This is a genomic window from Curtobacterium sp. BNK-1 (genome assembly GCF_048685235.1).
GTDB lineage: Bacteria > Pseudomonadota > Gammaproteobacteria > Enterobacterales > Enterobacteriaceae > Pantoea > Pantoea agglomerans.
This window is the reverse complement of the sequence record NZ_JBLQTJ010000004.1, coordinates 432,032-458,769: the sequence shown is the minus strand read 5'-3', so window position 1 is coordinate 458,769 and position 26,738 is coordinate 432,032. Positions and strand designations below refer to the sequence as shown.

26 protein-coding genes and 1 riboswitch are annotated in these 26,738 nt (G+C 55.5%); of the genes, 12 read left to right on the top strand and 14 right to left on the bottom strand.

The genetic code is table 11. The features are described 5' to 3' along the window. Position 1: 1 nt before the first annotated feature. Genes ACMGGP_RS22575 through ACMGGP_RS22565 form a run of 3 tightly spaced genes read right to left on the bottom strand, consistent with a single transcriptional unit; the run spans position 2 to position 2,996 of the window. Complete coding sequence (locus tag ACMGGP_RS22575) at positions 2–841, bottom strand: carbohydrate ABC transporter permease (protein WP_010670366.1); 840 nt, start codon at positions 839–841, stop codon at positions 2–4. Then, entirely contained in the window at positions 831–1,742 is a 912-nt protein-coding gene (locus tag ACMGGP_RS22570; RefSeq protein ID WP_250489035.1) for an ABC transporter permease subunit, read from the bottom strand. The genes ACMGGP_RS22575 and ACMGGP_RS22570 overlap by 11 nt, the downstream gene beginning before the upstream one ends. A 6-nt stretch (positions 1,743–1,748) precedes the next feature. After that, positions 1,749–2,996, bottom strand: a complete 1,248-nt coding sequence (locus tag ACMGGP_RS22565) for an extracellular solute-binding protein (RefSeq protein ID WP_191919204.1) — start codon at positions 2,994–2,996, stop codon at positions 1,749–1,751. Between the two features lie 297 nt (positions 2,997–3,293). On the opposite strand from ACMGGP_RS22565, the gene ACMGGP_RS22560 reads away from it, so the two are divergent. Further along, positions 3,294–4,463 (top strand): ROK family transcriptional regulator, encoded by a 1,170-nt coding sequence (locus ACMGGP_RS22560; protein WP_033787030.1) that lies wholly within the window; start codon positions 3,294–3,296, stop codon positions 4,461–4,463. Positions 4,464–4,505: 42 nt separating this feature from the next. Here ACMGGP_RS22560 and ACMGGP_RS22555 read toward each other — a convergent pair whose 3' ends face one another. From ACMGGP_RS22555 to ACMGGP_RS22545, 3 genes are all read right to left on the bottom strand, one after another. Further along, positions 4,506–5,780 (bottom strand): Glu/Leu/Phe/Val family dehydrogenase, encoded by a 1,275-nt coding sequence (locus ACMGGP_RS22555; RefSeq protein WP_010247095.1) that lies wholly within the window; start codon positions 5,778–5,780, stop codon positions 4,506–4,508. 465 nt (positions 5,781–6,245) lie between these two features. Next, a complete protein-coding gene (locus ACMGGP_RS22550) occupies positions 6,246–6,635 on the bottom strand; it encodes a DUF1090 domain-containing protein (protein ID WP_010247098.1) in 390 nt (129 codons plus the stop codon). A gap of 122 nt (positions 6,636–6,757) precedes the next feature. Next, a complete protein-coding gene (locus tag ACMGGP_RS22545; RefSeq protein WP_172609089.1) occupies positions 6,758–7,528 on the bottom strand; it encodes a MerR family transcriptional regulator in 771 nt (256 codons plus the stop codon). 361 nt (positions 7,529–7,889) lie between these two features. Here ACMGGP_RS22545 and ACMGGP_RS22540 point away from each other — a divergent pair, with 361 nt between their 5' ends. Further along, entirely contained in the window at positions 7,890–8,285 is a 396-nt protein-coding gene (locus ACMGGP_RS22540; RefSeq protein WP_010247102.1) for a hypothetical protein, read from the top strand. 45 nt (positions 8,286–8,330) lie between these two features. Here ACMGGP_RS22540 and ACMGGP_RS22535 read toward each other — a convergent pair whose 3' ends face one another. Then, positions 8,331–8,804 carry a nuclear transport factor 2 family protein gene (locus ACMGGP_RS22535; RefSeq protein WP_010247104.1) on the bottom strand — a complete coding sequence of 158 codons (474 nt, stop codon included), beginning with the start codon at positions 8,802–8,804 and terminating at the stop codon, positions 8,331–8,333. 55 nt (positions 8,805–8,859) lie between these two features. Continuing rightward, complete coding sequence (locus ACMGGP_RS22530; RefSeq protein ID WP_010247107.1) at positions 8,860–9,294, bottom strand: 6,7-dimethyl-8-ribityllumazine synthase; 435 nt, start codon at positions 9,292–9,294, stop codon at positions 8,860–8,862. Between the two features lie 390 nt (positions 9,295–9,684). Between ACMGGP_RS22530 and ACMGGP_RS22525 the strand changes: the two genes are divergently transcribed. Beyond that, positions 9,685–10,497 carry a phage antirepressor KilAC domain-containing protein gene (locus ACMGGP_RS22525; protein ID WP_498798934.1) on the top strand — a complete coding sequence of 271 codons (813 nt, stop codon included), beginning with the start codon at positions 9,685–9,687 and terminating at the stop codon, positions 10,495–10,497. 26 nt (positions 10,498–10,523) lie between these two features. Here ACMGGP_RS22525 and ACMGGP_RS22520 read toward each other — a convergent pair whose 3' ends face one another. Continuing rightward, positions 10,524–11,321: a MetQ/NlpA family ABC transporter substrate-binding protein gene (locus tag ACMGGP_RS22520; protein ID WP_010247110.1), complete on the bottom strand. Its 798-nt coding sequence runs from the start codon at positions 11,319–11,321 to the stop codon at positions 10,524–10,526. Between the two features lie 284 nt (positions 11,322–11,605). Here ACMGGP_RS22520 and ACMGGP_RS22515 point away from each other — a divergent pair, with 284 nt between their 5' ends. Both ACMGGP_RS22515 and ACMGGP_RS22510 read left to right on the top strand, forming a co-directional pair. After that, positions 11,606–11,989, top strand: a complete 384-nt coding sequence (locus ACMGGP_RS22515) for a cupin domain-containing protein (RefSeq protein WP_498798933.1) — start codon at positions 11,606–11,608, stop codon at positions 11,987–11,989. Positions 11,990–12,140: 151 nt separating this feature from the next. Beyond that, positions 12,141–12,722: a DJ-1/PfpI family protein gene (locus ACMGGP_RS22510; RefSeq protein WP_022624327.1), complete on the top strand. Its 582-nt coding sequence runs from the start codon at positions 12,141–12,143 to the stop codon at positions 12,720–12,722. A gap of 70 nt (positions 12,723–12,792) precedes the next feature. Here ACMGGP_RS22510 and ACMGGP_RS22505 read toward each other — a convergent pair whose 3' ends face one another. Next, on the bottom strand, positions 12,793–13,479 hold the full coding sequence (locus ACMGGP_RS22505; RefSeq protein ID WP_498798932.1) for a molybdate ABC transporter substrate-binding protein: 687 nt from the start codon (positions 13,477–13,479) through the stop codon (positions 12,793–12,795). Then, complete coding sequence (locus tag ACMGGP_RS22500; RefSeq protein WP_498798931.1) at positions 13,479–14,528, bottom strand: ABC transporter substrate-binding protein; 1,050 nt, start codon at positions 14,526–14,528, stop codon at positions 13,479–13,481. Before ACMGGP_RS22500 ends, ACMGGP_RS22505 begins: the two co-directional genes overlap by 1 nt. 287 nt (positions 14,529–14,815) lie before the next feature. After that, a riboswitch (guanidine-I (ykkC/yxkD leader) is annotated at positions 14,816–14,914 on the top strand. Positions 14,915–14,974: 60 nt separating this feature from the next. On the opposite strand from ACMGGP_RS22500, the gene ACMGGP_RS22495 reads away from it, so the two are divergent. The 6 genes from ACMGGP_RS22495 (at position 14,975) to uca (ending at position 22,799) form a co-directional block, all read left to right on the top strand. Beyond that, positions 14,975–16,030: a putative urea ABC transporter substrate-binding protein gene (locus tag ACMGGP_RS22495; RefSeq protein WP_256849652.1), complete on the top strand. Its 1,056-nt coding sequence runs from the start codon at positions 14,975–14,977 to the stop codon at positions 16,028–16,030. A 24-nt stretch (positions 16,031–16,054) separates the two neighbouring features. Further along, the gene (locus ACMGGP_RS22490; protein ID WP_498798930.1) at positions 16,055–16,870 is read left to right on the top strand and encodes an ABC transporter permease; all 816 of its coding nucleotides are present in this window, start codon (positions 16,055–16,057) and stop codon (positions 16,868–16,870) included. Further along, a complete protein-coding gene (locus ACMGGP_RS22485) occupies positions 16,867–17,652 on the top strand; it encodes an ABC transporter ATP-binding protein (protein ID WP_033787023.1) in 786 nt (261 codons plus the stop codon). The genes ACMGGP_RS22490 and ACMGGP_RS22485 overlap by 4 nt, the downstream gene beginning before the upstream one ends. After that, positions 17,649–18,377, top strand: coding sequence for an urea amidolyase associated protein UAAP1 (locus tag ACMGGP_RS22480; RefSeq protein WP_064690779.1), 729 nt, complete (start codon positions 17,649–17,651; stop codon positions 18,375–18,377). The genes ACMGGP_RS22485 and ACMGGP_RS22480 overlap by 4 nt, the downstream gene beginning before the upstream one ends. A 10-nt stretch (positions 18,378–18,387) precedes the next feature. Next, positions 18,388–19,023: an urea amidolyase associated protein UAAP2 gene (locus ACMGGP_RS22475; protein ID WP_010670353.1), complete on the top strand. Its 636-nt coding sequence runs from the start codon at positions 18,388–18,390 to the stop codon at positions 19,021–19,023. A gap of 164 nt (positions 19,024–19,187) precedes the next feature. Further along, entirely contained in the window at positions 19,188–22,799 is a 3,612-nt protein-coding gene (gene uca, locus ACMGGP_RS22470; protein ID WP_498798929.1) for an urea carboxylase, read from the top strand. A 98-nt stretch (positions 22,800–22,897) separates the two neighbouring features. On the opposite strand, the gene ACMGGP_RS22465 is transcribed toward uca, so the two are convergent. Then, on the bottom strand, positions 22,898–23,806 hold the full coding sequence (locus ACMGGP_RS22465; RefSeq protein ID WP_122459803.1) for a LysR substrate-binding domain-containing protein: 909 nt from the start codon (positions 23,804–23,806) through the stop codon (positions 22,898–22,900). Positions 23,807–23,905: 99 nt separating this feature from the next. On the opposite strand from ACMGGP_RS22465, the gene ACMGGP_RS22460 reads away from it, so the two are divergent. Next, positions 23,906–24,679, top strand: a complete 774-nt coding sequence (locus ACMGGP_RS22460; protein ID WP_061703469.1) for a HalD/BesD family halogenase — start codon at positions 23,906–23,908, stop codon at positions 24,677–24,679. 2 nt (positions 24,680–24,681) lie between these two features. Here the strand turns inward: ACMGGP_RS22460 and ACMGGP_RS22455 are convergent, their stop codons facing one another. Both ACMGGP_RS22455 and ACMGGP_RS22450 read right to left on the bottom strand, forming a co-directional pair. After that, the gene (locus ACMGGP_RS22455) at positions 24,682–25,755 is read right to left on the bottom strand and encodes a DUF2817 domain-containing protein (RefSeq protein WP_045140107.1); all 1,074 of its coding nucleotides are present in this window, start codon (positions 25,753–25,755) and stop codon (positions 24,682–24,684) included. Between the two features lie 37 nt (positions 25,756–25,792). Next, on the bottom strand, positions 25,793–26,563 hold the full coding sequence (locus ACMGGP_RS22450) for an ABC transporter substrate-binding protein (RefSeq protein ID WP_129063363.1): 771 nt from the start codon (positions 26,561–26,563) through the stop codon (positions 25,793–25,795). Positions 26,564–26,738 lie beyond the last annotated feature (175 nt).

The window sequence follows — 26,738 nt, the reverse complement described above, 5'->3', positions numbered from 1 at the left end:
ATTATCCCTTACTTCCGCCGCTGGTGAGACCGCTGACCAGCGTCTTCTGCAACCAGATGGCAATAAACAGTGGCGGCACCGAAGCCAGAATGCCGATTGCCGCGATCAGCCCGTCATCGGTCGCGCGTCCTGCGGTAAAACCGGCAATGGCGACCGGCAGGGTCTGTGCCGAAATATTGCTGGTGAACAGCAGCGCGTAGAAAAACTCATCCCAGGCGAGCAGCCAGCCGAACAGCGCGGCAGCGCCCAGCACCGGCTTTGCCAGCGGCAGCGTAATGCGCAGCAGAACCTGCCAGAAGCGTAGGCCATCAAGCCGTGCTGCCTGTTCGATATCACGTGGCAGTGAGTCGAACTGGTTCTTCAGCATCCAGGTCAGAAACGGCAGGATCAGCGAACAGTAGACCATCACCAGGCCGGGACGGGTGTTGAGCAGCCCCAGTTGTTGCAGCAGAAAGTAGAGCGGCAGCACAAACGCCACGGGCGGCACCATATAGATTGCCAGAGCGCCGGAAAGCCAGGCATCACGACCACTGTAGCGTGAGAAGCTGAACGCCGCGGGTATCGCCAGCAGCAGCGAGATCGCTGTGGCCACCGTCGCCACCAGCAAACTGTTGCCCAGCGCGTGCAGAAAAACGTTGCCGGGCTGATTCGGTGCCAGCGAAACCAGCCCCTGATAGCGGCTGAAATCCCACTGACGCGGCAGCCACTCCAGCGGCACGCGGGAGAGATCGCTGGCAGAACTGACACTCATCAGAAACAGCCAGCCCATCGGGGCCAGAATGCTGACGGCGACCAGCATCGCAGCCCCGTAACGCAGGACCCGTCGCAGTTTAGTTTTCATAAGCGGTACTCCGGCGGCGCTGATGCCATAACATCAGCAGATAGAGCGTGATCAGAAGGGCGCACATCAGGGTCATCAGTATCGCGTAGGCGGCACCGCTGCCGGCACGCAGATAGCTGAACGACTCCTGATAAACGAAAAAGCTCAGGGTCTTGGTGCTGTCCACCGGGCCGCCGCGCGTCATCACGTAAATGATGTCGAAGATTTTGAAGGCATCGATGGTGCGTAACACCAGCGCGACGCCGAGCGGTGCAACAATCGCCGGGAAGGTAATCGCCCGGAAACGCCGCCAGGCGGAGGCACCGTCCAGTCGTGCCGCTTCAAACAGATCCTCGGGGATCGACTGCAGCGCCGCCAGCACCAGCAGGGTGACCAGCGGATAGTTTTTCCAGATATCCGCAAACATCACTGCATTGAGCGCCGCCTCCGGCGATCCCAGCCAGCTGCGATAACCGTCAATGATACCGAGCTGGCTGAGCAGGGCATTGATACTGCCGTAATCAGGGTTGAAGTTGAGCCGCCACATCATGGCGTTGACGATGGTCGGCAGCGCCCACGGCAGAATCACCAGCACCCGCAAAACGTTGCGCCCGATGAATTTCTGATTCAGCAGCAGCGCCACCAGCACGCCGATAATCCCTTCAACGGTGACAGACACAAGGGTGAAATAGAGTGTGCGCCAGATCGACGCCCGAAAGTCGGGATCGCTAAGCGCATAGAGATAGTTTTCCAGCCCAATCCATGCAGGCGTTTCACCACTGCCAATCAGCGCAGCATCGGTAAAGCTGAGCCAGATGGTACGCAGCAGAGGCCAGGCGGTTAACAGCAGCATCACCAGCAACATGGGTGCCAGCAGCACCCATGCCTGACGCTGTTCGCGTTGACGCAAACTCAGCATCATAACTCCTTAACGCAGCCGGGCGGCGCTTTTATCAACCGTCGCCATCGCGTCCTGCGCCGGGGCTTTACCCAGCAACACCTGCTGTAACTGCTGTTGCAGCTGGTTCGACAGACGGGAATAGTCAGCGGTCTCCGGACGTGACAGCATCACGTTTAGCGATTTGTCCGCCGCGGCAATCAGGCTCTCCTGATCCTTTTTCACTGCTTCATCCTGATAAGAGGATTTCCAGATCGGCAGGCTGAGCTTCGCATACTGATTCTGTACCGGCTGTGAGGTCATGTACTGAATGTACTGCCACGCCTCGTTGGCATGGGTGCTGCCTTTGGTGATCCCCAGCCCCATTGAGCCGTTTACCGCCCCCACTTTTCCTGGCGCATCGCCGGGCGCAGGCATGATCCCAACGTCGCCCGCCACTTTGCTCTGCTTCGGATCGTTGGCCATGTTGTACATGTAGGTCCAGTTCAGCGCGAAAGCTGCATCGCCATTAGAAAACGATTTACGCACATCCTCTTCCAGATATTCACGCGACGCCGGGTTACTCAGGCCCTTATCGAGCGAGCTTTTCATCAGGTTAAGCGCCTTGAGTGAAGCCGGGCTGGAGAAGTTAAGCTTGCCGTTCTGATAGAACTGACCACCAAAGCCTGAAACAAGTGTGGTGTAGTCACACACCAGTGCCTCAGCCTGGGACCAGCTCCAGACCAGCGGCCAGGTGACAATCTTTTTATCCTTGATGATCTTCGCGTCATCCAGCACCTGCTGCCAGGTCTGTGGCGGCGTGGTGATGCCCGCTTTAGCCAGCATCGCTTTGTTGTAGTAAAGGTATTTGGTGTCGAGGATCCACGGCATACCCAGCGTTTTACCTTTATAAACCACGGTGTTCATCGCGCCCGGGAAGACCTTCTCTTTATCCTCTGGCGTAATGCGTGCGCTGACATCCTGCAGCAAATCGAAACGGGCGAATTCCGCTGGCCAGATGGCATCGAACAGCACCACATCATAGCCATTGCCGCCCGCGCCACGCGCTGCCACAATCTTGTCGTGCAGCGCCTCATAAGGAACAAACTCCAGATTGACGGTGACATCCGGGTGCTGCTTCTGAAAATTTTGCGTCATCGCGCGGATATCATTTTCGCTGTAAGCCGCCTGGGTCATAAACAGGGCATTGATCTGGCTGGCCGCCGCCGCGCTGCCTGCGCTTAACATCAGTAAGGCGGCAAAACCGGCTTTTAGTTGGGGTGTGTAACGCTGTGACATGGTCTTCTCCACTGTGCAGCAACAGGCTGTCGGTTAATTAAATCAATTTGATTGATTTAATCGGGGGCATAATTTTGGTCAGTGGGTGAACTGACCTGTCTGAATCTAAGCAAACGGCGTGCCACAGTGCCGGAGGACATTGCAACAAAGCCGTAACAACGCTGAAACTCAGACTGCGCTTTTATGGCAAAATTGCCTATCCTGATGCGCGAGAATTGCGTGCAGCATCAAAGATATTGTTTGCCCGAATGCATTCGGAGACCAATACTGTCGGGTCCCGCTGAAATGGAAAACAACATGAAAACCTCGGGTACCAACCTTGAACATGCGCGGGCGCACAACCGGCGTGTGGTGATTGAAGCCATTCGCCTGCACGGTGAACTGACCCGTGCCGAACTGGCCCGCATGACGGCGCTGACGCCGCAGACCGTCTCGAATATCGTGGCGGAACTGGAGCAGGCCGAACTGCTGACCAGCCGCCAGCCGCGCCGCAGCGGGCGTGGTCAGCCCTCAATTCCGGTTACGCTCAATCCCACCAGTGCCTGGTCGATCGGCATCCATCTTGATCACCAGACGCTGCTGCTGGTTCTGGTCGATCTCAGCGGCGAAGTGCGTTTCCGCCGCCTCGTTATGGTGCAAAAGCCCCAGCCTGCTGCCACCCTGGCGTGCATTGCCAGCGTGCTGGAGGAGATGCGCGCCTTCCTGGGTACTCAGTGGCAGAAAGTGCTGGGGATTGGCGTGGTGATGCCAGGGCCTTTTGGTGTGGAGGGCATTTCATCAGTGGGGCCGACCACGCTGAACGGCTGGGAGCAGGTCGATATCGAGGCTGAACTCGCCACCATTAGCGGTCTGCCGGTGACGCTGGAAAATGATGCTACGGTCGCCGCCATCGGCGAACGCTTTCACGGCACAGCGCGCCACCTGAACTCCTTTATCTATCTCTATATCGGCACCGGCCTGGGCGCGGGGATCTTCACCGATGGTCATATCTATACCGGCCACGCCCATAATGCGGGCGAAATCGGACACATTGTGGTCGAGCCGGGCGGTCGCGACTGCTACTGCGGAAATCAGGGCTGTCTGGAGCGTTACGTCTCGCTGCAGGCCGCTTATGAATTCTGCGGTCTCGATCCAATGCGGGCGTTGCCCGAAGATCTGTTACAGATTGAACCCGCGCGTTTTACCGCATGGATTGAGAATGTGACGACGCCGTTACGTCAGGCGATCAATATTCTGGAGTCGGTGTTTGATGCTGAGGCGGTAATTATTGGCGGGATGATGCCTGCGCCGCTGCTGGAGCAGATGGTGCAGCGATTGCCGCCGCTTTATCAGTCGGTGCGCGGACGTTACCTTAACGATATGCGACTAAAAATTGGCATGACCGGCAGCGATACAGCCGCTCTCGGCGCCGCCGCTTTACCGATTTTCGATGAATTTAATCCGAAGTTTCAGGTGCTGATGAAGTAGTCAGGGAAAAGGGCGCTGCTGCAGGCAACAGCGCCACAGGCATTAACCCGGGTAGATACCGCGATCTTTACGCGCCATCAGAATACGCTCACAGGCCACGATATAGGCCGCGGTACGCAGCGAGCAATCTTTCTCCTTCGACTTTTCCCAGACGTGTACCATCGCTTCCGTCATGATCTTGTCTGAGCGACGATTGATCTCATCTTCGCTCCAGAAGAAGCTGGCCATGTCCTGAACCCACTCGAAGTAGCTGACGGTCACGCCACCGGCATTACAGACCACGTCCGGCACCACGATAATGCCGCGGGTGGCCAGCATGTCATCGGCATCCGGATAGGTCGGGCCGTTTGCGCCTTCCAGCACGATTTTGCAACTCAGGACTTCAGCACGCTCACGGGTAATCTGACCTTCCAGTGCCGCCGGGATCAGAATATCCATCCCTGTGGTCCAGAACGCCTCTTTATCAATGCTCTGCGCACCAGGGAAACCGGCAATCTGCTTATTGGCGATCTGCCATTCGGTCAGGGCAGCCATGTTGATGCCATCGGCATTAAACAGCGTCGCGGTGTGATCCTGAATCACTACCACACGAGCACCCGCCTCATCAAACAGGCGTGCCGCTTCGCTGCCGACGTTACCGAAGCCCTGGACCGCAACGCGTGCGCCTTCAATTTCAATACCTGCACGGCGTGCCACTTCGCGTCCCGTAATAAACACGCCGCGACCGGTGGCTTTTTCACGCCCCAGTGAACCGCCCAGATGAATCGGTTTGCCCGTGACAACGCCGGTAATCGTTGTACCGTGGTTCATGGAGTAGGTATCCATCATCCACGCCATCACTTTGCTGTTGGTCCCGACGTCTGGCGCAGGAATATCTTTTTGCGGCCCGATGATGATGCCGATCTCGCTGGTGTAACGGCGGGTCAGTCGCTCAAGTTCACCGTCGGACAGTTTGAACGGATCAACGCGGATGCCGCCTTTAGCGCCGCCATAAGGCAGGTTAACCGCCGCACATTTGATGGTCATCCATGCGGAGAGCGCCATCACTTCATTAAGGTCGACATCCGGATGGTAGCGAATACCGCCTTTTCCTGGGCCGCGCGAAAGGTTGTGCTGAACGCGATAGCCTTCGAAATGGCGAATTGAGCCATCATCCATCTGGAGAGGAATATCAACAATCAACGCACGTTTTGGATGACGCAAAGTATCTATCCAACGTGAAAGATCGCCCAGATAGGGCGCAACCCGGTCGATTTGCTGTAAATAGGTGGACCAGGCAGATGTGCTGCTTTCAGACGCATAAGATAACTTATCCATAAAAAACCTTTCTTAATGAAGTTATTTATTGTGTGGAGCCGTGGATGGAGAGCGCATTGCATTGCGCCGACATAATCTAACACTACTGAAACAAATAAGATGTGGCATCAGCCATGACACAACGCAGTAATGCCCTGTTTTGGGGCAGGGTAAGTGAATAGATTAGTATTGCTGGCCCCTTACAGACGAATAAAGATGCGCGTGGAGTGCGTAATTTCTGCATAGGACAGGAAATATCGCTATCTTTCAAATCTTTGAGGGCGTTCAAAAAGTTAAATAATTGATCGTAACCATGTTGACTTTACTGCACCAATTAAGTGCATGAGAATAAGTAATCAAAGGATTACATAAAGTAATGGATTGGACGTTAATAGCGCAGGCTAATCAGGTATTTAGAAAGGAGAGAGGGTCAGGGCTGGGGAAGGGAGAATAACGGGCCAGCGCAGTGGCTGGCCAGAATGAGTTTTACTGATGCAGAGCCTGCTCGGCTTCTTTCAGTTCCTGGCGAGCGTCAGCCAGTTTATCTTCGCGCTTCTGGATCTTGCTGGCGCTGCGGCCTTCTGCTTTCGCTTTAGCCAGTTCCTGTTCGCGTTCCTGTACCTTCAACTTTTTCTCTGCCACTTTTTCCTGACGCTGCTTTAGCAGACTGCTTTCGGTACAGTTCTGATTTACTTCGCTAAGCGCTTTTTCAAGGCCGGCAACCTGATGGGTATTATTGTGCTGGCGGGCAAAAGAGAGCTGGGTCTCAATCTCCTGCTTTTTGGCTGCACAACCGGTCAGGCCAGAGGCCGCGTGAGCAGCAGTAAAAGTGAGTGGTAACAGGAGAAGGCTGAAGGTCAGTAAGGTCTTTTTCATCTTAGTCTCGTCAATGAGTCAGGGTTGTGGCACCAGTATACGGAACCACCTTAAGAGATTCTTAACGAAAAAAATTATTTACTGGCGCGGAAAAACAGGGGTAAAGAAGGCGCTGCCTGCTGTCAGGCAGCGCTGGAGGCGTTGGATTGGGCAAATTGCAGGTTACAATCAGGTCCACTGAGCATTACCGGATGGCCATCCAGACTCTGCTGTTCAAAATAGTCCTGCATCTGCTGGCTGATGCCGGCACCACACCACATCACATGATGCTGATGGAGGTCAGTTTTAACGGCTGGCTGTCCGGTTGCACGCGAGTCAACCTCGACATTAAAGCCCATCGCAGTAAGACGAATGGCTTCAAGCCAGATTTCGGTTTTATCAAGTACGCTCACCGCTTCCAGAAACAGAGGAATAGAAGATTCCTTGCGCGATGAGGCGCGCATGACTTTATCCGCCTGCTGCTGCACGCTTTGCTCAAAACGGTTGAGGCGACGTGACGCTCCCCGACGGAGATCGGCGTAAAGCCAGGCGCTCAGCGGCCGCAGCAGATTAATGACGAAATCATCACCGCTATAATGGCTGGACATCGTGTGCATCTGGCGTGAAAGCGACAGCGGTGTGCCAAATTCCAGTTGCCAGAGCAGGTCGCCTTTGCGCGCCGCCCAGCCATAGGTGGTGACCGTCGAAGCAGCCTGCTGACCTTGCCAGATTTCGTCGAGCGTCGCGCCAGTGGCCGTTAAGCCAACCAGGGTCTGGATTTCACTGAGGTGATGATCACTCCAGCGTTCCTGATACTGCTGCGGCGTCAGTAATCCCTGCTTCATCCAGCTCTTCAGGTTAGCGGGATGGGTGCCGGTTATGGCGCAAACAGTATCGGTGGTATAAGAATGCATATCGTGCCCTCTGTAGAGGGGAAGGCCGCCGGGATTAACCGGGGATGAACAACCACTATGAACCTTATAACAGTCAATTAACAGAGGCAGAGTTAAGGCAAATCGGCGCTATGTGCCTGTGACGCTACGCTTATTCGTTGTTATTCTCCGATTAAATTTATGCTGATCAGCAGGTTAAAAGCGCTGCGATCAGGCAATAAAAATACTGTTTATTTATTCAGTAAATATTCTTTACGCAAATATACCGGGAAATCGGTACTTTTAAGCCTCTTTTAAGAGCATGCCGACTCTTATCCCACTTACATCCTCCCGCTAAATCGCTAAAATAGCGGGTTCTGATGATCAGGAGAAAGAGTGTCCAATGCGTTATCGTTTTAGTCTCGCCGTTGTAACGGTTGCTGCTGTACTGACTGGCTGTGCAAAACATGCCGCCAGCGATGCGCCAGATGAATTTGCTGCTGGCCCGACGCAGATTGATGTCTCACACATCAAGACCCGCGCAGATGATGGCTCCAGTGTATTCCTGACTGTAGATGGTAAAGACGCCGGCAGATTACCTAACGGCGAAAGCATGCTGCTGCATGTTCCGGCCGGAAAACACCAGGTCGGTGGCTATGTCCCCACTCTGTTTGGTATGGGTCGGGTGACCATTGCACCGGTAGAAGTGACCACGTCACCGGAAGATGTTAAAAAAGTGGCTTATACGGTCACACGCAACAAAGCGACCTTTGTTGAGAACAAGGACGAGCAGGGCTGAGTGGATGACGGCGGAGAGCTGCGCTCTCCGCTGGAAGGGCAGGCGCTATAAGCCCAGTTCGCTCAGTGAAGGATGGTCGTCAGGGCGTCGGCCCTGCGGCCAGTGAAACAGCCGCTGTTCTTCACTGATTTTCAGATCGTTGATGCTGGCATAACGCTGCTGCATTAAACCCTGCTCATCAAAGGCCCAGTTCTCGTTGCCATATGAGCGATACCACTGCCGTTGCTCGTCATGCCATTCATAGGCGAACCGCACCGCAATCCGGTTCTGGTCAAAACTCCACAACTCTTTAATCAGCCGATACTGCTGCTCCCGCTGCCATTTTTGCTGCAGGAAGGCGATGATTTCTGCCCGGCCGGTCAGAAAGGTATCGCGATTGCGCCATTTACTGTCCGCTGAATAGGCCAGAGCGACTCGCTCCGCATCCCGGCTGTTCCAGCCATCCTCAGCCAGCCGGACTTTTTCAATCGCCTGTGCAGCCAGGGTAAATGGCGGTAGAGGCGGACGTGTATTTTCCAACTTTCTCTCCTTAACAGCGCAGGCAAACGCATTGTCAGCATTCGTTACAATCGTATCAGAGTTCCAGGGCGTGAATCTGGCAGACGGCACGCGCCGCTTCCTGACCTTTTTTCACGAAATGCTGAGTATAGAAGTCGATAAACTCGGCCGATGGCTGGAAATTATGCGGCGTGAGTGACACCGAGAAGACGGGCACATTGGTTGCCAGCTGTGCCTGCATCAGACCACTTACCACAGCCTGCGCGACGAAATCATGGCGATAGATGCCGCCATCCACCACCAGTGCTGCACAGACAATCGCATCGTAGTTGCCGGTCTGCGCCAGGCGTTGCGCCAGCAGCGGCATTTCAAAAGCGCCCGGAACATCCCATGTTTTAATCTCGTATGAGGTACCGCGGCTTTCCAGTTCCTGTTCGAATCCTGTCAGAACCTGAGAAACGATTTCGCTGTGCCAGTTAGCTTTAATAAAGGCGACTTTCAACGGCTGCATGACTTACTCCAGTAAAAGGTGACATCCAGTGGTAACGGGCCAGATTGCGCCTCTGCACCCCGAATCAAAAATAGTGCGCCCGGCAGGCCTGTAACCTGCTGACAGCCTTCACTATACTGTAATGTAAAGAGTCTGTGTCCAACATTGTGATTATATGTAAATAACTGAGCGATGGATTACCCGCTTATGCTGCCGCAAAAGCCTGCAACGCCTCCTGCAAGGCATTCAGCACGCACGCTTCAGCCCGCCAAACCGCCTCACACCCTGTTGTTTGCGTAACAGCTTCCAGTTACGTTATTGCTTAAATAAAACACTGGATATTTGAACAGGTATTTGTATAATTAATCGACTGCCCGCCGGGTATTGGTAGCGTTAGCGAGGGGTGAACCCATGATGATTTCAACTGAAAGCCTCAAATCTCTGGAACAATCGGTCACAATGAGCAGTCGTGAACTGGCTCAGATGACCGGTATTACACACGGAGAAGTGAAGCGGTTAATCAAAAGTCTGGAGACGGCTCAGCGTCTCTCCCAGCCGCTCAGCGTGAATGAGTATGAGCGGGAAGGGGAAGTGCGTCAGGAGTACCGTCTGTGCAAGCGTGACTCGCTGCTGGCCGTGGCACGCCTGTCGCCAGGCTTCACTGCAGAAGTGCTGGATCGCTGGCAGGACCGCGAGAAGACGACCCATCTGCCTGACTTTACCAATCCGGCTGAAGCCGCTCGCGCCTGGGCTGAGCAGTTTGAACAGCGTCAGGCGGCGGAGCAGCAGCTGGCTCTCTCGGCACCCAAGGCGGCGTTCTTTGATAACTTCGTTGAGGTTGATGACTCGCTGGGTTTTCGGCAGCTCTGCAAAATGCTGAAAGTGAAAGAACCGGAGTTTCGCCAGTTTCTGCTGGAGCGCAACATTATGTATCGCGCAAAAGGCACCCTGACGCCGCAGCACTACCATATGCAGGCCGGCTACTTTACGCTGCATACCGGCACGGGCGAAAATCAGCACGCTTTCTCTCAGGCACGTTTTACGTCTAAAGGGGTGAAATGGGTCGCCAGTCTGTGGGCAGGGCACCTCTCTGCTCAGCCAAAGGCGCAGCTGCGTAACCGTTCCTGTGATCTTGCGGGCTGGCGCGGATGTATAAGTGCTGGCAGATGTGCCTGTAAAAGTGCAGATATAAAAAAGGCCGCAACAGAGTGCGGCCTTTTTTGATCTTTAATGATCGATTATCGGGCAACTCACCAGCCTTTAATCGCATCACCCTTGTAAACTTCTTCGGCTTTAGCCGCCACCTCCGGTGACTGCAGCGCTGACTTCAGCTTCTGAATTTTATCGCTGTCTTTATTATCTTCACGTGATACCAGCGCATTGACGTAAGGCGATGAGGCACTTTCCATAAATAAGCCATCGCGGTGCGCTGATAATCCAGCCTGAGCCGAGAAATTAGTATTAATGATCGACAGGGTCACGTTGGGATCGTCTAATGTGCGGGTCAGCTGTGGTGTATCCACTTCAACCAGCTTCAGGTTTTTTGGATTTTCGATGATATCCAGTGAGGTCGGTAAATAACCCACATCCGGTTTGAGTTTAATCAGACCCTGCGCCTGCAGCAGCAGCAGGCTGCGTCCCAGCGTGGTGGCTTCGTTAGAGATGGTGATAGTGGCACCATTCTGCAGCTCACTGATGTTCTTGATTTTGTGCGAATAGGCAGCAATCGGGAAGACGAACGTTTTACCCACTACCGCAAACTTATAGCCGCGCTCTTTAGACTGTGATTCCAGATAAGGCAGGCTCTGGAAGGCGTTAGCATCAACTTCTTTGTTATTCAGCGCTTCATTTGGCAGCACATAGTCATTGAAGTTAAGCACTTCGACATCGAGCTTGTATTTATCTTTCGCCACCTGCTTTACCACCTGCCAGATTGCTTCATCAGGCCCGGTATTAATCGCAACTTTAACTTTGTTATCGTCATCTTTTGAGCAGGCGGATAATAGTAGAACAGAACTGGCGAGTAATGCCGTAAACAGACCTTTCATTATCAGAAATCCCTCAGGTGGTTGATGGCTTCAAAGATAATACAGAACTCACAGGTTGCGTACTGACTGAGGAATATATCTTATAACCACAACGCAAATATTGAACATTAATTAATCAGTCATTCAGCCAGTCCGCTAATGGCCGGTTTTCATCCCTCTGTTCGCTGGCGGAAAATTCCTGTTAACAGGCTTATTAAAACGCAGGCGGGCATCAACACAGTTTTCTTCTAAGCTTACCTATCGGTCACTACTGGCATTCTATTGATTATTAACAGGGATTAACCATGTCGAAGCAAGATAACGAAGTTAACGCGGTTGAAGTGATGCGCAGCAGCCAGGCCTGGAACGGTGACGTTCTTGAGGCCTATCCCACCGGCGAACCTGAGCTGACCGTTATGCGGCTCTCACTACCTGCCCATACGTCATTGCCCTGGCATACCCATCCAATGCCGAATGCGGCGTTTATTCTTTCCGGCACCCTGATTGTTGAGGATAAAGAGAGCGGCGAACAGCGCACCTTCCATGCGGGTGAAGCCCTCAATGAGACGGTCAACAGTGCGCATCGCGGTTACACACTGGATGAGCCAGCCGAACTGGTGATTACCTATGCCGGTGTAAAGGGGCAGGAACTGACCGAGCCACTGCCGGGCGAGCCGGAAGAGTTTTAAACGCACTTACTTCATGACGCTCCACGGTAGTGTCGCCCGCTGCCGTTTAAAAACCCTGCTCAGACTTGATTCGGATCAGTAAAGGGTGCGCCTGCACAGACCAGGATTAAACGCTCTCTGCTTCATCCACACCAATTAAAAAGGAATTTTCATGGATAAGAATGTTGCTCTGCTGCTTGCCCCAGGCTTTGAAGAAGCTGAGGCTATTATCACTCTCGACATCCTCTCACGCCTGGGCGTTCAGGTTACAACCCTGGCCTGTCAGCCCTATCGCGAAGTGAACAGTTATCATCATGTGAAGGTTGTCGCCGATGAACTGCTGGAGGCGAATCGGGAGCGATTATTTGATGCGGTGATTGTGCCGGGTGGTCCTGACGGCAGCAAAAATCTGGCGGCAAATGCGGCAGTGATAGATTTTATTCGCCGCCATGATGAGGCGGGCCGCCTGGTCTGCCCAATTTGCTCCGCAGCGGCCAGAGTGCTGGCGCCACAGGGTCTTTTAAGGGGGCGTCGCTATGTCAGTTCTGGGACGTCATCAGAAGGTGTTACCGATGGCGTTTACGTTAATGCCTCGGTAGTGAAAGATGGCAATTTGCTGAGTGGACAGGATCTGGGCGCGGCGTTTGATTTCGCCTTCGCGATCGCTTTTATCCTGACTGGCGACGCTGATAGTGCCACCGAGCAGGCTGAACATATCAGTCACAAGCTTAAGGTGGATTTCGCTAAGCTTTAATGAGCGGTGTTTCGCGCCCTTAAAGCGAGATGCTGGCAGGGCGCAAAGTCATCCGCGACAGAAAAGGCATTTACTCCCCGCCAAACCCCGCTTCCCGCAGTACCTTTTTTGCCTGCTCCGATTCTAAAAAATCCACCAGCCGACGCGCCTCTGGCGTAATGACTGCACAGGCGTAGCGCGCAACAGGATTGAAAACCGCAGGGATATCAACGACTGTCAGCCCGGCAATCTGGCTCAGGGCAGCCCGATGGCTGGCATAACCGATAAACAGATCCGCCTGATCCTCCAGGATAATCCATTCTGCCGCCAGCCTGCCTGCGGGAATCGGTGCAGAGTCACGCCCACCCACCAGTGCCTTTGCGCGCTGGCGCACCGCTTCACCGGCTTTGCCCATCCGGGTGAAAAGGGCCTGCGCATAGTCGCCAGAGGGATCGGCTGTGGGTGTAGAGATTGCGATCCGCAGTGTGTCGCGGGTGAGTAGCTGATACCAGTCGTCTCCCGCCTGTAGCCGATCGCTGCGAACCGTGATGCAGAGTTTATTAGTTGTGAACGGTATGACTGCCAGCGCTCGCCCAGCGTTCAGCAATTTTTGCGGATGCTCCTCACTGGCTGAAGCAAAGAGATCGCAGGGCTCACCGGCTTCAATCCGTTCGCGAAGCAGACCGGCGGGGCCAAACCGGGTTTCAACTGGCTCAGGAAAGTACGCCATCAGCGCGGGCCAGACCGCTTTCAGGCTGCCCGCCGCCAGTACGCGCATCACTCTGTTCCCTGATAAGCGGTGCGATAGAAGCGCTGATACCACTTATTGGCCAGCTTATTCATGTCCACATCCTGAAATTTCTGCGGATAGAGTTTTTTCGCCATCCACAATTCGCCAATCCCCATCGCTTCCGGCATTGGATAACCCCATGCTTTGGCGTAGTCCGGCATCAGCCAGACGCGATGATTTTTTACCGCGTCGATAGCCTGCCACTGTGGTGAACTGTTGATTTCATTCACGACGGAGGGATAACGGTCCTGCACAAAAATCACCTGCGGATCCCAGGCGATTATCTGCTCCATCGACACGGTTTTGAATCCCTTTACAGTCGCTGCGGCGACGTTGACCGCGCCCGCATGCAGCATCATCAGGCCGGTATATTTTCCTGAGCCGTAGGTGGTCAGTTCCGGGTTCGCCATATAGGCGCGAATGCGTTTTTCCGCCGGAACATCCTTCAGGCGATCGCTGACGATTTTGCGGCCCTCATCGGTGGCCGTAATCAGCGCTTTTGCTTCTGCCGGTTTATTGATGATCTCGCCGATAAGCGTAATCCCTTCACGCAATCCTTTGTCATAGGCCATTTCCTCATCGCGGATAGACGGGTTCATTTTTGCCTTTTCACCCGGCTCGTCATGACGCAGTGAGATAGCCACCACCGGAATGCCCAGCGCGGTAATGCTGTCGATCATCTCCTGCGGTGCGTAGTTGGTCACAAACACCACCTGCGGATGCAGCGCCACCAGTTTTTCGGGATCAACATGCGTTAGATCCCCCAATGTCGCTTTCTGATTCAGCTCAGGAGCCAGGCGGGCATAGCTGTCGCCAAGTTGCAGCTTCCAGTTCGCCATCACACCGACGATTTTATCGGTCGCGTTCATCTGCACCAGCAGGTTCAGCGTTTGATGCTGAAGCACCACAATACGATCAACACGGTCAGGAATCGTGACCTGGCGGCCTGTCTGATCGGTTATCTGGCGCGATGCCTGGGAAGAGAGCGGAAGGAGTATCAGTAAACCGAGTGTGCATGCCTGCCAGAAGCGCTTCATTAACTATCCTCAAATACGTTATGCATTGGATTATATAGCGATAAGTGATGGGCGTCACGGTCCGGGTCTGCATTCCGGCATAGATGTGAGTACGAAAAGAGACTGACTGAGGGTTCTGATATCTCTTGCCTGTCCGGCACTGATAATGTGCAACGCCCGTTACTGACTCACCATCCCGGTGCCTTCTGGATTATGCTCTCTCTATTTCTCTGATTTTACGTAAGTTAATTTCTGGCACGCCATTTGCTGAAGTCTGAACAGTAAGCAGCGTTCGACACAATTGATAGCAAATAGCTGGCTAGGGTTCCGGTTCACGCAGGTGAATGTCTGGTCCGAGAGCTGGCGACCTCTGCGAGGTTACACGGCGGGACAAAAGCCCGGGAGACAGCGGCACCAAATGGTGTCTTGCGCTGCTCCCGTTTTTTTGTGCCAACCAGAGGTCAACCATGAAAAAATCACCCCTCCTGACGCTTATTCTGTCGCTGACGCTGCTGGTCAGCGCGCCATCTTTCGCCGCGGTCAAAAAAGAGTTCAATATCTGCTGGACCATCTATGCGGGCTGGATGCCATGGGGCACCATCAGCAACGAGAAAATCATCGATAAATGGGCCAGCAAATACGGCATCAAAATTCATATCACCCAGCTCAATGACTATATCGAGTCGATCAACCAGTACACCGCGGGTCAGTTCGACGGCTGCACCATGACCAACATGGATGCGCTGACCATACCTGCGGCGGGCGGCATTGATTCCACAGCGCTGATCACCGGCAGCTTCTCTGATGGCAATGACGGTGTGGTGCTGAAAGGCGTAAACAAAAAACTCAGCGACCTGAAAGGGATGTCTGTCTATCTTCCTGCGCTGTCGGTTTCGCACTACCTGCTGGTTCGCGGTCTGGAGAAGGCCGGTTTACATGAAAAAGACGTTAAGGTCGTGAACACCTCCGATGCCGATATCGTCTCCGCCTTTGGTACCAGCGGCGTGCAGGCGGCGGTTGCCTGGAATCCACAGCTTTCAGTGATCAAGAAAACCCCGCAAACCACAGAGGTGTTCAGCTCTTCGGCCGTGCCGGGCGAACTGATTGACATGATGGTGGTGAACACCGAGACCCTGAAAGATAACCCCGCGCTGGGTAAGGCACTGACCGGGGCCTGGTTTGAGATGATGGCGAAAATGCAGGCCGGAGATGCGCAGGCGCTGAGCGCGATGGCTGCCGATTCCGGTACTGACCTCGCCGGATACAAGGCGCAGCTGAAAACCACCCATCTGTTCTGGACCCCAGCCGAAACCCAGACATTTGTTTCTTCCCCCGATCTGGCGAAAACCATGCAGCGCGTCGCCGCGTTCTCCTTTGATAAGGGATTACTGGGCGAGGGTGCACAAAGCGCTGACTTCATCGGCATGAGCTTCCCTGGCAACATCACCGTCGGTGATACAGCGAACATCAAACTGCGCTTTGACGACAGCTATCTGAAGATGGCCGCTGCGGGCAAGCTGTAATCACCGATCTCAGGAGTATTTGCCATGCGCCACATCAACCGCTATCCCCGGCAGGGAATGCGCCTGACGCTGATGCTATTACCTTTTGTACTGCTGATCGCCGTCTGGTTTATCAGTTCGGCGGTGCGTCTTGAAGCCAACCCACACGACAAACTGCTGCCCGGACTGTCACAGATGATCGCCGCCATTGATCGGATGGCCTTCACGCCGGACAAGCGCAGCGGCGAATATCTGCTGTGGGCGGATACGTGGATTAGCTTAAGCCGTCTGCTGACTGGCCTGGCGAACTCTTCACTGATTGGTCTCTGCATCGGTGTTGCTGCGGGCGTCTTCCCGATGAGTCGCGCGGCGCTGTCACCCTTTATGACCGTGGTGTCGATGATCCCGCCGCTGGCGCTCCTGCCGATGCTGTTTATCGTCTTCGGGCTGGATGAGCTGTCAAAAGTGATGCTGATTGTTATCGGGATTACGCCGATGCTGGCGCGCGACCTTGAACATCGGGCGCGGGAAATCCCCGCAGAGCTGTTTATCAAAGCACAAACCCTGGGGGCGAACAGCTGGACGGTGGTGCTGCGGGTTGTGCTGCCGCAGCTCTTGTCGCGGCTGATCACCTCGCTGCGCCTGTTGCTGGGATCCGCATGGCTCTTTCTGATCTCCGCCGAAGCGATTTCCGCAACCGCCGGACTGGGCTATCGCATTTTCCTGGTTCGTCGCTATATGGCGATGGATGTGATCATTCCTTATGTCATCTGGATCACGCTGCTGGCGTGGCTGATGGATCTCGCCCTGCGTCAATTGCACAAAGTCTGTTTCCCCTGGGCGGAAGGAGGCCGGGAATGAGTTTTATCGATATCAAAAATATCTGGCAGGAGTATGGCGACCACGTGGTGCTGGAACGCATCAATCTGCAGGTCAAAGAAGGTGAATTCTGCTCGCTGGTGGGGGCGTCCGGCTGTGGTAAGTCGACGTTTTTACGCCTGCTGCTGGGGCAGGAAAGGCCGACACGGGGAACAATCACGCTGGATGGCGAACAGCTGCGCGCGGAACCCGATCGCAGCCGTGGCGTGGTGTTTCAGCGTTATTCGGTTTTTCCTCATCTCAATGTACTGGATAACGTCGCCATTGGCCTCGAACTTCCGGCTTCACCGTTTACTGGCCGGCTGTTTGGCACCCGAAAACGCCATGCCCGTGAGCAGGCAAAACAGATGCTGGAGAAAGTCGGGCTGGGCCATTCGCTCGATAAATATCCGGCGCAGCTTTCGGGAGGGATGCAGCAGCGGCTGGCCATTGCGCAGGCTTTTGTGATGCAGCCGCGCGTACTGCTGCTGGATGAGCCCTTCGGCGCGCTGGACCCCGGCATCCGCAAAGATATGCATGCGCTGCTGCTCCAGCTCTGGAGCGAAACCCGCATGACGGTGTTTATGGTCACTCACGACCTTGCCGAAGGCTTCAATCTTGGCACCCGGCTGCTGGTTTTCGACAAAGTGCGCATCGATCCTCAGGCCCCCAATGCCTGGGGCGCGCGTATCACTTACGACATCCCGCTTAATGAAACGCGGCTGTCGCAGCTGGCAACCGGCAGTAAAAACAACATTTATCCCTTCAAGGAGACCGCTCAATGACCGCACTTTTTCATTCAGCTCCGAGCCTGCGCGAAGAGCAGCTGCCTGGCGGAGGGCACACCTCGCTGATTTTGCGCAAAGGGCAAATCCTGCGCCTGACCGACATCGAGGGCGGCGCGAACGTCAGCATGATGATGCTCAATCCCCACGAGAAAAGTGAACGCCTGAATCTGCCGGACACCCTGAAAGGCCAGCATACGGCTCGCCTGACCACCGGGCACTGTTTCTATTCCGACATGGGACGCGTACTGGCCGCGATCGTGGCGGATAGCTGCGGCTGGCACGACCCGTTTGGCGGCGTTCTCAACGCGGCGGAAGCGCACGATAAGTATGGAGCCGGACGCTATCAGGAGCTGCGCAACGGCTTCTACCGCAACGGCACAGATAATCTGCTGGTTGAGATGGGCAAATGGGATCTGGGCCTGGAAGATCTGCTGATGGTCGTCAATTTTTTCAGCAAGGTCACGGTTGATGAGAAGGGCCGCTTCCGGTTCAGCGCGGGCAACAGCCGCGCCGGCGATTTCACTGAACTGTACGCACCCATGGACGTGCTGATGGTGCTGACCGCGCTGCCACATCCGCAGGATACCGCCGCTGACTATCTCCCGCGACCGGTTCAGCTGAGCTGGTATCAGGCCGACGATATGCAGGCCGTCAGCGAAGCGATGGTCACGCGCGGTGAAAACCAGCGCGCGCTTCATAACACCCAACTTTTTGCCCTGTAAGGAGGCTGCGATGACCCTTATCAACTCTGATCGTCGTCCTGAAGATGCCGTCTATCGCCACGTGATACCGGCAGGCGAGCCGTGGCTGTTCGAAGTGAAAAAAGGGCAGACGCTGCGCCTGCTCGACCTCGAAGGGAATCAGGCAATTGATACCCTGTTCTATAACAGCGATAACCCGCGGGAACGCTACGATCCTCAGCGCACGCTGCGTCGTCAGGGAAACGTCTATCTGACCACCGGCAGCGTGCTCTATTCGAATCTCGGCAATCCGCTGCTGACTATCGTCGCCGACACCTGCGGTCGTCACGATACCCTGGGCGGAGCCTGCTCGCAGGAGAGCAACACCGTGCGCTATGCCCAGGATAAGCGCTACATGCACAGCTGTCGGGATAACTTTCTCTGCGCCTGCCTGCACGATGGCCGCCTTCACAAACGTGATATCGGTGCCAACATCAACTTTTTCATGAACGTTCCGGTTACGCCGGAAGGCGGTCTGACCTTTGAAGATGGGCTATCGGCACCCGGCAAATACGTTGAGCTGGTAGCCGAATGCAATGTGATGGTGCTGATCTCCAACTGTCCGCAGCTGAATAACCCCTGTAACGGCTGGAACCCGACGCCCGCCGAAGTGCTGGTGTGGAACTGAGTCAGCGTTGCCATGGCGACAAGCGGGACTGAGTTTCTCAGCCTTTTGCGCCAGACCTCTCAACACACCACCGGCGTACGCCTGTTACGTGCCGGTCAGCCCCGGGGACGGCCCCAGGGAATATCGAATTTTGCGGGACGACCCGCATCCCTGAGAGTTCGCTTATGTTTGATACCTTACTGATTGCTAATCGCGGTGCTATCGCCTGTCGCATCCTGCGCACGCTGCGTGCCATGCAGGTGAAAGGGGTCGCCGTTTACTCCGAAGCCGACCTGAGCAGTTTACATATCCGCGAGGCGGATGTGGCGCTAAGTCTTGGCGAAGGCCCGGCTGCACAAACCTATCTGGTGACGGAAAAGATCATCGCCGCCGCGCAGCAGAGCGGGGCGAAAGCGATTCATCCTGGCTACGGTTTCCTTTCGGAAAACGCCGCCTTTGCTGAGGCGTGCGAGGCTGCCGGTCTGATTTTTGTCGGCCCCACACCGCAGCAGTTGCGGACTTTTGGCCTGAAACACACGGCCCGCGCGCTGGCGGAAGCCGAAGGGGTGCCGTTGCTGGAAGGCAGTGAACTGCTGGCGGATATCAGCGAAGCCCGCCGCGCCGCAGAGAGGGTCGGCTATCCGGTAATGCTCAAAAGCACCGCGGGCGGCGGTGGCATCGGTATGCGGGTCTGTCGTGATGCGAATGCGCTGTCAGAGGCGTTTGAAACGGTCCAGCGCCTCGGCCAGAACAACTTCAGCGATGCCGGGGTATTTCTCGAAAAATATATCGAACGCGCCCGTCATCTTGAAGTGCAGATTTTCGGTGACGGCAAGGGCGAGGTAATCGCGCTGGGCGTACGCGACTGCTCGGTACAGCGGCGTAACCAGAAAGTGATCGAAGAGACGCCAGCGCCGAATCTGCCAGCAGGTATGGCGGAGGCTTTATGCGCGGCGGCTATCGCGCTGGGAAAAGCGGTGAACTATCGCAGCGCCGGGACAGTTGAGTTTGTCTATGACAGCGGGGCGCAGCAGTTCTATTTTCTTGAAGTGAATACCCGGCTGCAGGTTGAACATGGCGTCACGGAGCAGGTGTGGGGCGTTGACCTGGTGCAGTGGATGATTGAGCTGGCAGCAGGCGATCTTCCTCCGCTTCATGCGTTAGCCGCCGCGCTGAATCCTCAGGGCCATGCCGTGCAGGCGCGAATTTATGCGGAAGATCCGGGGCGGCAGTTCCAGCCTTCGCCAGGGCTGTTAACCCAGGTCCTCTTTCCGGCAGCCGAGGGTAAAACCCTGCGTATTGACCGCTGGGTGGAAGCCGGCTGTGAAGTCCCGCCATTCTTCGACCCGATGCTGGCAAAAGTTATCACCTGGCGCCCCACTCGCGAGGAAGCCATCGCCACCCTGTCACAGGCGCTGGCGGAGACCCGTTTCTATGGCGTAGAAACCAATCGCCTCTATCTGTTGCAGATTCTGGCCTTCTCGCCCTTTACGGCTGGCGAACCCTGGACCCGCTGCCTGGAGCAGCTCGCCTATCAGGCGGCAACGGTTGAAGTGGTGAGTGCCGGAACCCAGACCAGCGTTCAGGACTATCCCGGACGTCTGGGATACTGGGCGGTGGGCGTGCCGCCGTCGGGGCCGATGGACGATCGCGCACTGCGTCTGGGCAACCGTCTGCTGGGCAATGAGGAGGGTGACGCCGCGCTGGAAATCACCCTGAATGGACCCACCCTGAAATTTAACACTGAGATTCAGGCGGTGATCTCTGGCGCGCCGCTCACTGTCACACTGGATGGCGTCGGACAGTCAATGAATTCTGTATTTACCATTCCGGCCGGGGCAACGCTGAAGCTGGGCGCGATAAGTGGCGCGGGCGTCAGAAGTTATCTCTGTCTGAGCGGCGGCATTCAGGTGCCGGACTATTTAGGCAGCAAAAGCACCTTCACCCTTGGTCAGTTTGGCGGACATGCCGGACGGGCAATGCGTAGCGGTGACGTGCTGCATCTCGCTCCGCGTTCTGCAAGCGCAACCGGAACGGAACTGCCCGTCGGACTGCACACAGAGCTTGCTACGGTGCGCACGCTGCGCGTCATTTATGGTCCGCACGGTGCGCCTGAGTTTTTTGCGCCGGAGTATATCGAGACGTTTTTTGCCACAGAATGGGAAGTGCATTTTAACTCCAGCCGCACCGGCGTTCGCCTGATCGGGCCAAAGCCAATCTGGACCCGCGATAGCGGTGGTGAAGCAGGGCTGCACCCCTCAAACATCCATGACAATCCGTACGCGATCGGCGCGGTCGATTTTACCGGTGATATGCCGGTGATCCTGGGGCCGGATGGCCCGAGCCTTGGCGGGTTCGTCTGCCCGGTGACGGTAATCGAGGCTGACCTCTGGCAACTGGGACAGCTCAAAGCCGGTGACAAAGTGCAGTTTGTCGCGGTGGATATTCCTACCGCCCGCCGACTGGCAGAGGGCCGACGCACCGAGCTGACCACGCTCCAGCCACAGGAAACGGACTGGCAGTCTGCGCCGCTGATTTCGCCCATCGTGATGACCTGCGGCGCAGCGGATAAACGCCTGGTGGCGCGCCTCTCTGGTGATACGCATCTGCTGCTGGAGGCTGGCGAGCCGGAACTGGATCTGGTGTTACGTTTTCGCATTCATGCGTTGATGCAGGCGCTGGAAGCGCAATCCCGCAACGGTATTATTGATATCACGCCGGGGATCCGCTCGCTGCAAATCCACTTTCAGCCGGAGACGCTGACGCCCGACGTGCTGCTGATGTGGGTGCGCGGTGAGTGGGAGAGGGTCTGCATGAGTGATGACCTTCAGGTTCCCACACGCGTGGTGCATCTGCCGCTCTCCTGGGACGATCCGGCCTGTCAGAAGGCCATCGAAAAATATATGACCACCGTGCGGCAGGATGCGCCGTGGTGCCCGAGTAATCTGGAATTTATCCGCCGTATAAACGATCTGCCAGATGAGCAGGCTGTCTGGAACACGGTCTTTGAAGCCAGCTATCTGGTGATGGGGCTGGGCGATGTCTACCTCGGCGCGCCGGTCGCCACGCCGCTGGATCCCTGTCATCGGCTGGTGACGACAAAATATAATCCGGCCCGCACCTGGACGGCGGAAAACTCGGTTGGCATCGGCGGTGCCTATCTGTGTGTGTATGGCATGGAGGGGCCAGGCGGCTATCAGTTTGTCGGCCGCACGCTGCAGATGTGGAACCGGTATCATGAAGTCGCCGATTTTGGCGGTAAACCCTGGCTGCTGCGCTTTTTCGATCAGATCCGTTTTTATCCGGTTTCAGCCAGTGAGCTGTTGCAGATTCGCCGCGATTTTCCCCTCGGTCGCTATCCGCTGCGCATCGAGCACAGCACGCTGCGGCTGGCGGAATATCAGGATTTCCTCGCCCGTGAAGCGGAGAGTATTGGTCTGTTTCGCGATCACCAGCAAGCCGCGTTCAATGCGGAACGTGACCGCTGGATCGCCAGCGGGCAGGCCCATTTCGACAGCCAGGAAAGTGTGGCCGATGAAGGCGGCGACGCGCCGCTGCAGCCAGGCGAGCAGGGGGTTGAAAGCCCGGTTTCCGGCAATTTATGGCAGGTGCAGGCGACGGCGGGCAGCCGGGTGCGGGAAGGCGATATTTTGGTGGTGCTGGAGTCGATGAAGATGGAGATCCCGCTTCTGGCGCCGTGCGACGGCATTGTTCAGCAGGTCAGTGTGCAGCCAGGCAGCGCTGTACGTGCAGGGCAACGCGTGGCGGTGATTGTTGAGGATAATGCGGATGGATGATGACATCTGATCACCTCGTGGCGCAGTGATAATCTGACCCTGCGCCCGCTGATGGTTCCAGACTGGCGGGCGCAGGCGAGTCCGATCATGGCGAAGGGCTATTCGCAGCTCGCGCCCAGTTGGCTTAACCAGCTAATCATCGCCTCACTGCCTGGCTGGCTCAGGGTGCGTTGCGGCCAGACAAGGTAATAGGGTTTGCTCAGCGGCAGGCAAAGATCATCCACTACCACCAGATCGCCCCGTGCCAGTTCCGCCGCGATAAGGCGTCGCTGCCCCAGCAGCACACCAGCTCCCGCGACGGCCGCATCAATCGCCAGCGAGGTCAGATTAAAGCTGAATGCGGGCTGCGGCAGAGGTTCGTCCATGCCTTTAGCCTGAAACCAGCTTCGCCAGTCCGGCAGAAAGCGGCCTTCATTACCCCAGTCGAGGTGGATCAGCGGCGCCTGGCTTAAGATCGTTTCCGGCGTAAAGCGATGTAACAGAGCAGGACTGGCCACCGGCAGCACGTCATCATGAAACAACTTCAGCTTATCTGACTGCGGGTAACGATCCTCACCAAAGCAGATCACAAAATCGGCGGGCATCGCGGTGAAATCGACCTGAGAATGCGTACCGTGTAACGAGAGATCGATATTCGGGCAATGGTCGCGCCAGCTCGCCAGCTGGGGCAACAGCCATTTGGACGCCAGCGCCGGCAATGTGTAAACCGTGAGTTTTGGCGCGCTGGCCGAATGGCGGATGTTTTGCTGACCGAGATGCAGAATATCAAACGCCTCAGTGACATAGCGCAGATACTCTTTGCCGGTTTCGGTCAGCATCACGCCGCTCTGCGTACGTAAAAACAGGGCGCTGCCGAGTTGCTCCTCCAGCTGGCGAATCTGCTGACTGACTGCCGCCGGGGTTAAGGCCAGTTGAGCGGCCGCTTTTGCCAGGCTGCCCAGTTCGGCAGCCACTTTAAATGACTGTATGACGCTGATCTTTGGCAACCTTGGCAATTGGGCAGGCATTAACTCTTCCTTATCAGGGCATTAAGTTTTTATCGTTACGCAGCGTTGCAGGCGACCGGTAGAGTAACATCACACCTGCTCATCATGAGAATTGTTGCTATGTCTGGTTCCCTTGTCCGTCTCGATCTTCATCCACTGGCCGATCATGGCTGGCGTCAACGTTGTCGTGAACAGTTAAACCAGTCCGGCGCGCTGGTACTGCGTCAATTTTTAAAACCACACGCTTTAGTGGCGATCATCGAAGAGGGCAATGCACAACGTCACCAGGCTTATCACACCCGCAGCAAGCACAATGTCTATCTGATGAAACCTGATGACGCTTTCAGTGCTGAGCATCCGCGTAATCGGGATGTGATCAGCACCAAAGGCTGCATCACTGATGATGTTATCGCTGCCGACTCGCCGCTGCGCCAGCTTTATAATGATGAGCTGTTCAAACATTTCCTGTGCGATGTGCTGGGTGAAAAAGCGCTCTATCCCTATGCTGACCCGCTTTCCTCGATCAACCTGCACTATGCATCACACGGTCAGGAGCTGGGCTGGCACTTCGACAACTCCTCATTTGCCATCACCTTACTGGTACAGAAACCGCTGGCGGGCGGCGTGTTTCAGTATGTGAAAGATCTGCGGGATGCCGATGCCGGTGAGATGAACTTTGCCGGTGTCGACGCAGTGCTGGAAGAACGCCAGACCGTTGACGCGCTGGAGATAGATGCCGGGGATCTGGTGCTGTTTCGTGGCCGTAATTCCCTGCACCGCGTGACCCCAACTGAAGGCGAGGTCACCCGGATGCTGGCCGTGCTGGCTTATAATACGCAGCCGGATATTGCGTTGTCAGAAACCGCGCGTATGACCTTTTACGGCAGACTATGACATCATGGCGTGTCTGCAAGGGCACGCCAGCCGCGCAGAAAGATTTGCTGCGTGCGGAAAGCCACCAATGCACGCCAGTCCGCATCTTCTGGCCAGAACCCCTCGACCAGTTGCTGCTTTATCACCTGGCCGCCCGCACTGGCAGGGTCGCCATAGAGGTGCAGCCAGTGATCTTCACGCACCCGCTGATGCATATCCTGACCCTCGTAAGTCCCGCATTCCACCACCAGAGGCAAAATCCGGGTGTCAGCCAGTGACGTCAGCAGATAGTGCGACAGATAGCCTGTTGCCGTTGCTGTTACACCAGTTACACTGTCACGTCCGGCACCAGTAAACAATAAGGTCAGCCACTCACCGTAAATGGCTTTGCCCCAGTCATGCGCCGTATAACGCTGCTCCGCAATAGAGAGCAGCATCGGATGCCCCCATGCGCCAGCCCCGGTATGAAGGTCAAAGCTGATGATGGTTTTCGCCACAGAGAGATGCTGTTCAACGATTGCCGCCATCGTAAGGTGTGACCAGCAGGGCTTCTCACCGCCGAAAAAAAAGCCGTCAGCAAAACTATACTGTCCGGCTTCTGTGACACGTTTAACCGCCTGCCAGCCCGCGCCCTCGAGTGCGTCGGCCAGTTGCCGATCGGCGCTTGCACGGTCGCCATGATAAATACCGTGCCACTGTGCATAATCCGGGTTAGCAGGAGGCGGCTGACTGAAATCGATAAAGTTACGGTTCAGATCAATATTGTCTTCGTTCACGCGCCGTAAATGCGCCGCGCCCCATGGATTGAGCAGATGAATCAGCAACAGCGCGGTATCAGCGGGCAACGCTTTTTCATCCAGGGTCTCGAGCCAGGCTATCTGGCAATCGGAACCATAATAGCCTTCAACGCCGTGAGTGCCGGAAACGACCAGCATCAGACGTGATGCGCTGGCCGGTCCTATCCGTGCCACGTCTGTATACAGAGCTTCTCCCAGAGGACCAGGCAGAGGATGCGGATAAGAGGTCGTCTCAGCACCTTTGCTCTGCGTCGCTGCCATAAAGCGCGCGCGCTGAACGTGGTATTCGGGCAACGCCATAGTCTTCATACTCCTGCGATTCTTCACGTTGTGCGGATCAGGGATAAACATTGAATTTAAAATATTTTTTGGTGAGCTGGTCATAAGTCCCGTTTTTATGCATCTCCGCCAGTGCCGCGTTAATCATCTTCAGGTTTGCCTCATCTCCTTTGCGTAGCGCGATACCCACGCCATCACCAAAAATCACTTTATCCACCAGGGTCCCTTTGATGGCGTACGGCTTGCCTTCGGCTGAGGTCAGGAATCCCTGTTCAGCAGAGACCGCATTGGCCAGGCTGCCATCAAGACGCCCGGCGACCAGATCCGGATAAACTTCCATCTGGTTAGGATAGGAGATGACTTTAACGCCCTCCGGCTCCCATTTGGTTTTGGCATAGGTTTCCTGGATGGTGCCCTGTGCCACACCGATCGTCTTACCGCGCAATGAGGCAACATCGGTCGTCAGCGTGCTGGCAGCCGGTGCCAGTAAAGCACTGGGCGTGTTGTACAACATATCGCTGAAAGCCACCTGCTGACGACGCTTATCGGTCATCGACATCGCTGACAGGATGGCATCAAATTTCTTCGCCTGAAGGGCAGGGATGCTGCTATCAAAACCCATTTGCACCCACTGGCACTTCACCTTTGCCTGAGCGCAGATGGCATTGCCCAGATCAACATCAAAGCCCTGTAATGATCCATCAGCCGCCTTGAATTCAAACGGTGGGAACGTAGGGTCAACGCCAAAGCGCAGGGTCTGCTGCGCCAGTGCCGCGTGACTAACTGTTGTGAGCGAAAACAGTAATGCGAGGGATAAGCTCTTTTTCATGTTTTAATTCCCGGATGCAAATGAATTTAAGCGCGACATTCAAATTTAATAACATGCGACCTGTTTTCCTGCCAGCGAATAAACCGCAATCATCCAGATTAAAATCTTATGTTATTAAGATACTGTGCGAATTATTTATACGGCGTTAATTTTTACTTAATACTGTGCATCAAAT